General features: G+C 30.2%; 8 protein-coding genes. All 8 read right to left on the bottom strand.

All coding sequences use genetic code 11. From position 1 onward, the window contains the following. Positions 1-985 (bottom strand): adenosylhomocysteinase (gene ahcY, locus Q4Q55_RS08815; RefSeq protein WP_303372446.1); only part of this gene is annotated, 985 nt, incomplete at its 3' end. A gap of 293 nt (positions 986-1,278) precedes the next feature. Then, positions 1,279-2,136: a hypothetical protein gene (locus tag Q4Q55_RS08810; protein WP_303372445.1), complete on the bottom strand. Its 858-nt coding sequence runs from the start codon at positions 2,134-2,136 to the stop codon at positions 1,279-1,281. Further along, positions 2,133-2,609 (bottom strand): hypothetical protein, encoded by a 477-nt coding sequence (locus tag Q4Q55_RS08805; RefSeq protein WP_303372444.1) that lies wholly within the window; start codon positions 2,607-2,609, stop codon positions 2,133-2,135. Before Q4Q55_RS08805 ends, Q4Q55_RS08810 begins: the two co-directional genes overlap by 4 nt. Positions 2,610-2,902: 293 nt before the next feature. Then, positions 2,903-3,748: a UTP--glucose-1-phosphate uridylyltransferase GalU gene (gene galU, locus Q4Q55_RS08800; protein WP_303372443.1), complete on the bottom strand. Its 846-nt coding sequence runs from the start codon at positions 3,746-3,748 to the stop codon at positions 2,903-2,905. Between the two features lie 455 nt (positions 3,749-4,203). Beyond that, the gene (locus Q4Q55_RS08795; protein WP_303372442.1) at positions 4,204-5,130 is read right to left on the bottom strand and encodes an NAD(P)-dependent oxidoreductase; all 927 of its coding nucleotides are present in this window, start codon (positions 5,128-5,130) and stop codon (positions 4,204-4,206) included. Between the two features lie 17 nt (positions 5,131-5,147). Next, positions 5,148-6,221 carry a CDP-glucose 4,6-dehydratase gene (rfbG, locus tag Q4Q55_RS08790; protein ID WP_303372441.1) on the bottom strand — a complete coding sequence of 358 codons (1,074 nt, stop codon included), beginning with the start codon at positions 6,219-6,221 and terminating at the stop codon, positions 5,148-5,150. Further along, positions 6,212-6,988, bottom strand: a complete 777-nt coding sequence (gene rfbF, locus Q4Q55_RS08785; protein ID WP_303372440.1) for a glucose-1-phosphate cytidylyltransferase — start codon at positions 6,986-6,988, stop codon at positions 6,212-6,214. Before rfbF ends, rfbG begins: the two co-directional genes overlap by 10 nt. Positions 6,989-7,164: 176 nt before the next feature. Beyond that, complete coding sequence (locus Q4Q55_RS08780) at positions 7,165-7,644, bottom strand: hypothetical protein (RefSeq protein WP_303372439.1); 480 nt, start codon at positions 7,642-7,644, stop codon at positions 7,165-7,167. Between the last annotated feature and the right edge of the window lie 67 nt (positions 7,645-7,711).

Here is a 7,711-nt window from a genome sequence, read left to right as displayed (position 1 = left end):
AGATTTTTCTTCCGTCTTTTGTGGTGAACTCTTCTATGCTTTCTCTTACTTCTTTTACTTCAGTTGAAATTGCTTCCAAATCAGGTCTGTTGATTTCCACATTGAAGTGTCCTGAGTTTGCAAGCATGCACCCGTCCTTCATGTACTTGAAGTCATCACCGCAGATAATGTCGGCATTGCCTGTAACAGTTATGATTAAATCAGCTTGTTTAACGGCTTCTCTTATAGTCATTACACGGTATCCGTCCATTCTTGCTTCAAGTGCTCTGATTGGGTCGACTTCCGTTACGATTACGTCTGCTCCGAGCCCTGCGGCTCTGAGTGCGAGTCCTCTTCCACACCAGCCATATCCGCATACGACTACGGTTTTTCCTGCGATTACCATGTTGGTTGTTCCCATGATTGCGTCGAAACTGGACTGTCCTGTACCGTATCTGTTGTCGAAAAGGTATTTGGTGTATGCGTCGTTTACAGCAATTACAGGGAATTTCAATGCGCCGTCAGCGTGCATTGCCTGAAGTCTGTGGACACCAGTTGTGGTCTCTTCACATGCTCCTTTTATGTGGCTTAATAGTTCTGTTCTTTCGTTGTGAAGAACCATAATCATGTCCGCTCCGTCGTCAATGATTATGTCCGGCTTGTGATCTAAAACCATGTTTATGGTCTGGTAGTATTCCTCATCATCCTGTTCTCTCCAGCCATAGACATTGAGACCCAAATCTGCCGCTCCAGCAACTGCATCGTCATGAGTTGAGAGAGGATTGCATCCGGTCATTGCGACTTCAGCACCACCTGCCATTAGGGTGAGTCCTAAGTTGATTGTTTTCGGTTCCAGATGAAGGCATGATCCGATAGTGATTCCCTTGAAAGGTTGGGTTTCCTCATATTCTTTTTTGATGGATTCCAAAACGGGCATGTGCTTTTGGACCCATTCTATTTTTCTAACACCCTCAGGTGCCAAACTCATATCTTTAACTTTGCTCATAATAATTACTCCATAAGAATAAGTGTGCGGAGATTATTATTAATTCGGGCCGTTAATAAATAATCTCCGAATAAATTTATAAATCTGATTGTTAATAAATATTTCCGTGAAAAAAATTGGGTTTTGGAGTGTTTGATTGTATTTTTTTAGTTTCACTAGGTGATTTGACTATGGACGTTATTGGAAAATAAAATAATCACAAAGACAGCAAATTATTAAATTGTTTAAATTACACTCAGTTAACCTCAACTTATTTTAAAATAATTTTATTAATAAAATATAATATTAAATATTTATTTTACCTTAATCATATCATATTTTACATCACTACAATATTTATAACCATGAAAAGTTTTATAATCGAATCTGGTAAAAATCATCAAATCTTCCGGAATATTTAAACCATCCCCATTAGAATCCTCATAGAATTGATTTTCTTTAATTTCACCATCCCTAGGCATCCTAATTTGAACATGAAGATTTAATCTATCTTTAGAATTCAATGTATCAAAATGATATTTCTCTGAAATTATTGTTTTTGAATAATTTCTTTCAAGATACCATAGAAATGGCTCATTTTCATATAATGGATTTGCAGAAAATGATTCTATGCTAAAATTAATATCATGTATGGGATGATTTTTATTATTTTCAAGAAAGATATTTGCATCAATATATTCTCCTTTAACTGCTTTATCATCACATTCAAAAATAAAATTTAAATTATGGGGTTCATATGTAAATGGCAATAACCACATAAACTCCCCATATTCATCCATGCTTGATTCATCTTTCAATAATGGATCTGCCAATTTTATATGTTCATCATATAAACAATCAGAGCATCGGACAACATTATCTTTACAGTAAAACATTGGAATGTTTAAATCATCAATATCTTCTAAATGAGGGCATTTGGGATGTCTTAATATCCATTCTTCATTAGTATAAAACTTATGATGAATATCTCCTATTCCCGCCCCACTAACACCAACTAACAAATTTCTAAGTTTATTGTTTTCATAAAAATGAAACGTTAAAGCATGATTAACATGTTTGTGACAACAATCCATACAATAAAACTTTTCATATTTCTCACTATAAGCTATAGGTTCATTGTTTAAAGTTTTACCACAATCAGAACATTTCATAAAATCACCACCATCAGAACAAATGAAATTAAAAAAATTATAAATGAAAGTATTGATTTATTAAGATAATCTACAAGTTTATTATTAAGATTATGATTTGTAAATGTTGAAACTAAATAGGAATCATATAAATTTTTTTCAAATACTGAGGATTTCTCCTTAAAACTAGCTGAAAATAAATCATAAGTTTTAAAGTCAAAAGGATGTGAATATTTTTTGGGAATAAAAATATATGCACATAATCCAATTGACAATAAGAATGAAATAATTAAAACTGAGATTATTATAATACCAAAAATTGAAAAGAATTTATTCAATGGTGAAAAAAGAGACATATTTGCACAAATAATTGTTATTACTATTGAAACAACACCTAAAAAGTAAGATGCCTTATTTTGTAAGCTTTCTTTTCTAGTATTTTCTCTATCAAAACAAGATCTTAACTCATCAATTTTTAAATCGTTATTGCTCATAAACTATCATTTATATTTAATTTAAGATATATTTATTCAAATATTATTTTTATTAAAAAGAACAATTTAAAATTATATAAATTAGAGGACAACATTCATCAATTATCTTACACATTATTCGAAAACAACATTTAAACAATAACTGTCATAGCAGCATCTCCAACTACAATATACTGCAAAAAAGGAGCAATATTATTAATACATTTTAAGTCAACCATGACAATAGCTTAAGAACTTTTTGATTTAAGATAAGTATAAAATAAAAACAATGTAAGTTAACCTGCACATGTAGATTAACCGACGAATGTTTTCATGTAATCAATCAAATCATCCCTGAACTCCAAATCATGCATTGCATAGTCGATTGATGACTTGATCCATTCCAGGCGGTTTTCAATGTTGAAAACTTTTCCTTCAAATTTTACAGCATAAAGCTCGTCCAGTTTTGAGAGGGCATCTGTCAGCTGGATTTCACCGTTGAATCCTGGTTCGGTTTCGCTGATTTTCTCAAAGATGTCCGGCGTTAGGATGTATCTTCCCACAATTGCAAGGTTTGATGGAGCCTGGTCCATCTTCGGCTTTTCGACTAGCTCATTTATTTTGTAGATGTTTTGATGGAGTTTTTTTGCCTTCACGATTCCATAGTTGCACACCCTGTTGTTTGGAACTTCCCTTACTGAAATTGTCGGTTTCTTGCAGTTGTTGAAGACGTCGATTAGCTCTTTTGTGCATGGTGTTTTAGATCTTGTGATTGAGTCTCCTAGAAGGACTGCGAACGGTTCGTCTTGGATGTGTCTTTCAGCGCATGATATTGCATCACCCAATCCTTTTAAATCTCTTTGCCTGACATAGCAGATGTCCGCTAAATCGGTGATTTTTCTGACTTGTTTTAGTACCCTGTCCTTTCCAGCTTTTTGCAGAGTATATTCGAGTTCATAGGACTTGTCGAAATGATCCTCGATTGACCTCTTGTTTCTGCCCGTTATGATTAGAATGTCATCAATTCCTGACTGGACAGCCTCTTCGATGACATACTGGATTGTAGGCTTGTCATAAACTGGCAACATTTCCTTTGGTTGAGATTTGGTTGCAGGTATGAATCTAGTTCCAAAACCTGCAGCTGGAATAACTGCTTTCATGATTATAAATATATCCCAATACAATATAAATATTAAATATAAAAATTGAAGAATTAGATATTATTGGATTAGGAATATGGAGAATAGTTTATTTTAGTCCACATATTAATAATTATTCTTCATTCCAACATATAAGTAATTACTTGTTTTTTTAATGAATAGCAAGTATTTTTTTAAGAGTAAAAAATTAAAGTAATTGAATCGCTTTTAAATAAAATCCATGCATTTCAATAAAAAAAATTTTTGCAAAGCACAAAATCACATGTAAACTAAAAAGAACAATAACATGCAAAAATCAAAAACAAAGGAAAAAAAACAATTATTTAACAAAAACAAGTAAATACACCATATTTACTCAAATTGACATGGTTTCTACAAGGTCCATTATAATATCTCCTATTAATTAGATTTTATTTTATGACATCATTTAATTATCATAATATATAATCAATAATTTATTTAGTAGCATATTTCTTTTTATAATAATCTACTGTGAGTTTTATTCCTTCATCTAAATTTATTTTAGGGCTCCAGTTTAATTTTTCTTTAATTTTATTATTAGAACACCAAACTTGATTATCCTCTAAATTACCAAAATCAACATTGTCATTTTTCCCCAAATTCTTTTCAATAATTTTTAAAACATCTTTAATACTAGTTCCGATTCCAGTACCCATATTAAATGTTTCATATTCTTCAAACTTTGAAATGTTATTCATTAAATTAATATAACCATCCACAACATCCTTTACATAAATCAAATCCAATGTCTTATTAGGTGATTTAATAAAAATATTCTCTTTTTTTATTGAGTTAGTAATTAGATAGGGAGTTATTTTATTTTCATTATCCTTAGGACCGTAAGGAGTAAATAATTTTAATGTCGAACAGTTAAACTGAAAATTATCAGAATAAAATTTTAATATGTCTTCAAATGCTATCTTGGTGGATGCATATAAATTAAATGGCTTTATATTGGTCTTTTCAGAAATTGGGGGTTGATCTAATTGATATTCATAAACTGATCCGGTGTTAATAAAAAATTTAACGTCATGATTTATTGCTGTTTCAAGTAATTTTGTTGGAAATGTTATATTCGAGTCAACCATATTAGAAATTATTTCTAAATCAATTTCTCTTTTTGAAATTGATGCTAAATGAAAAATTCCATTTACAGTATACTGATTAAAAATATCATTTAAATTTTCTTTATCTATATCTCTTATAACCAAATTTTCATTTTCAATAAATTCACTAATTCGCCAAGTATTTGAAAAAGATCTTTTAAGCAGTATAACTTTTTTATTTAATTTTAATAATTCCTCCAAGATATGGCTTCCGACAAATCCCGTTCCACCTGTTAATATGATATATTTTGACATAATTCCCTCCATAGAAATTAAATATTGAAGAACTCTTCAATTTGCTTATCTGTGCATATAGCCATATCATTATTATCTTTATAATTTTTTGCCCATTCAACGGTTTTTTCAATTGCAGTATCAATGTTCCATTTCGGTTTCCAGTCAAATACTTTTTTAATTTTAGATGAATTTAATTTTAAAAAGTTTGCTTCGTGAGGTGCATTCATTTCACTTTTATTAATCCATTTTAAATTTTCCCCCCATTTTTCACAAAATAATGTGGCCAAATCTCCTGTTGAGATACAATCCGTATCATCAGGACCAACATTATAATAACCTGAATAATTAATATCATCATATTGTTTTTTTATAATTGTTAAATAAACATTTAAAGGTTCTAAAACATGTTGATATGGTCTAATTGAATAAGGGTTTCTAATAATGATATTTTCATCAGATAATGCGGATTTTACACAATCGGGCACAATCCTATCCTTTGCAAAATCTCCCCCTCCAATAACATTACCTGCCCTTGCGGTTGAGGTCGGAATATTCATTTCTTTAAAAAATGAATTGTTATATGAATGAGTAATTATTTCAGAACATGATTTACTATTAGAATAGGGGTCAAACCCATCTAATTTTTCATCTTCATCATACCCCTCTTGTTTTTCCTTATTTTCATAAACTTTATCAGTAGTAACATTTAAAAAGGATTTTACACAATTACTTGTTCTTATACACTCACAAATATTCACTGTCCCCATTACATTAGTTTCATAGGTATAATGTGGATTTTCATAACTTTCACGGACAAGTGGTTGTGCAGCCATATGTACAACAATTTCGGGTTCAATCTCATTGAATATTTTTTTTACATCTTTTAAATTCCTGATATCTCCAATATAAGAATTCATTTTAGTGTTTAATTGCAGTAATGAAAATAAATTTGGTTCTGTTGGAGGTTTTAAAGAAAATCCTGATACATTAGCTTCCCAGTTAATAAGTATTTCTGAAAGCCAAGATCCTTTAAATCCAGTATGTCCTGTAATTAGGATATTTTTTCCTTTAAAAAAGTTTTCCATAGTAACATCCTTTTTTATTTCCACATATGCCACGGTGCAGCGTTATTATTCCATAATTCTTGCAATGCATCATGGTCACGTTTAGTATCCATACATTTCCAAAATCCATCGTGTTTATATGCTTTTAGCTCACCATCACTTGCTAGATTTTCAAGAGGTTCACGCTCAAATATTGTTTTATCTCCTTCTATATAATCTAAAACTTTCGGTTCCAATACCATGAATCCTCCATTAATCCACCCATCATGATTTCTGTTTTTTTCAGAAAATTCATGGATTGTCTCATCATCAGAGATTTTTAATAAACCGAATCTCCCATCTAAATTAATTGCCGTGATGGTTGCTAATTTACCATGTTTTCTATGAAATTTAAGCAATTCCCTAAGATTAACATCAGATACTCCATCCCCATAAGTTAACATAAAGGGTTCATCCTTTGGCAAATACTCACTAATTCTTTTGATACGACCCCCGGTCATAGTGTTTAAACCTGTGTCAACTAGTGTAACTTTCCAAGGTTCAGACTGGTTATTGTGCACATGCATTTCATTATTTTCCAAATCAAACGTTACATCAGAAGCATGTAAGTAATAATTTGCAAAAAATTCTTTTATCACATAAGATTTATAACCTAAACAAATTATAAACTCATTGAACCCATAATAAGAATATATCTTCATTATATGCCACAATATTGGTTTTTCACCAATTCCCACCATCGGTTTTGGTCTTAAATGAGATTCTTCAGAAATTCTTGTCCCAAAACCACCTGCCAATATAACAACCTTCATTTTTACCTCCTGATAAAAAATTTATGATTTAATTACCCATTATTACAAATATGTCAATTCAAATAGTTTCCATGAATTAAATTAAAAGAACAAAAATATTATATCAATCAGTTATTGATTCTATTAAATAAATTTAACCAATATGGAATTTAATACTTATTTTTTAATTTCATATATTAACTGCTATTACGTAATTCCAATTCGATAATTACCCCACTTTCATGATTTTTCATAGAAATTAAATAATATTCATTTGAAAAATTATAATCCTGTGTTAAACTAAATTTTGCCCCTATAAATTCCCATTTTTTAATTGGAGCTTTAATAAAATCACAATAATCAATTTCAAGCAAAAATTCATCATCATCATAATTCAAAGGATATGTGAACCTAACCAAATCAAAACTATCTTTAAGAGTTACATCACTAATCTTTTCAGAGCATTTTCCCTTAAATTGAAATTTATCACCATTAAATGATACTTCCTCAATTATTACCTCAACATTATTTATTAGGGATTTGACTAAATTTAAATTTCCAAACACATCCTTCCCAATGATTAAATCAAACTCGTTAAAATTAAATGTTTTATTTAAATTAGATTTCATAATTGTTTCTTTTTTAATATTTTCAAGATAACATGTTGTTAAAACCATAGATTTTCCAAATTCAATGAGTTCTAGCGGGATAATTAATTTATTTCCATCATCATAGGGGATGACT

Source organism: Methanobrevibacter sp. (genome assembly GCF_030539555.1).
Lineage (GTDB): Archaea > Methanobacteriota > Methanobacteria > Methanobacteriales > Methanobacteriaceae > Methanocatella.
The sequence above is the reverse complement of the archived record's forward strand: the minus strand, read 5'-3'. Positions and strand labels throughout refer to the sequence as shown.